General features: G+C 70.5%; 1 protein-coding gene. It reads left to right on the forward strand.

The features are described 5' to 3' along the window. Positions 1–1108, forward strand: a 1108-nt coding sequence (locus ABZU99_RS34880; protein ID WP_356050518.1) for an IS701 family transposase, incomplete at its 5' end; no start/stop codon positions are given. Positions 1109–1133: the final 25 nt, after the last annotated feature.

The following is a 1133-nucleotide window of genomic DNA, read 5'->3' on the forward strand; positions in this document are numbered from 1 at the left end:
CGCACGCTGGGACGCCGACGCCGTCCGCGACGATGTCCGCGCCTACGCCGTCGAACACCTCGGCACCGACGGCGCGGTGCTGATCGTGGACGAGACGGGCTTCGTGAAGAAGGGCCGTGCCTCGGCCGGCGTGCAGCGGCAGTACACCGGCACCGCCGGGCGCATCGAGAACTCCCAGGTCGGCGTCTTCCTCGCCTACGCCACCAACCGAGGACGGGCACTGATCGACCGCCGGCTCTATCTGCCCGGGCAGTCCTGGTGCTCCGATCCCGAGCGCCGCCAGGCGGCCGGAATACCGCAGACGGTGCAGTTCGCGACCAAACCCCGCCTGGCCTGGGAGATGATCGCCGCCGCGCTGGACGCCGGAGTGCAGGCGCCCTGGGTGACCGGCGACGAAGCCTACGGGCAGGACCCGCAGCTGCGTGCCGCCCTGGAGGCACGCAAGACCGGCTACGTGCTGGCCGTCGCCTGCTCGACACGGGTGCGGATCAACCACGGCCGCACCGCCGCCCGCGCGGATGCCGTCGCCGGACGCCTGCCCGCCACCGCCTGGCAGCGGCAGAGCGCCGGCCCCGGAGCGAAGGGCCCGCGCTACTACGACTGGGCCTGGATCCACATCGGCACCGGCCGCCACCGCCACCTGCTCATCCGCCGCAACCGCACCACCGGCGAACTCGCCTTCTATCTGTGCTGGTCACCCACCACGGTCACCCTTCCGGAACTGGTCCGCGTCGCCGGTGTCCGCTGGAGCGTCGAAGAGTGCTTCCAGGCTGCCAAGGGCCAGGTCGGACTCGACCATTACCAGGTCCGTAACTGGACCTCATGGCACCGGCACATCACACTCGCCATGCTTGCCCTGGCCCTCCTGACCGCCCTCGCCGCCGACGCGGCACCGAAGCGGCCCACCGGTCCGCACCCCCCGGCTCGCAACAGCGAACCGATCTCCCTGACCGTCCCGGAGATCCGCCACCTGTTCACCGTCGTCTTCGGCCCGCCGGCCGTGACCACTGCCAGGCTGCTGCACTGGTCAATCTGGCGCAGACGCCACCAGGCGACAGCCCGACACAGCCACTACCAACGACGATCCGCCGACGAACCTGCTGGATAGATCACGAAACCGCACTGGAGTACTA

It is taken from the genome of Streptomyces sp. NPDC005266 (assembly GCF_040607655.1).
In the GTDB taxonomy this organism is placed as follows: Bacteria; Actinomycetota; Actinomycetes; order Streptomycetales; family Streptomycetaceae; genus Streptomyces.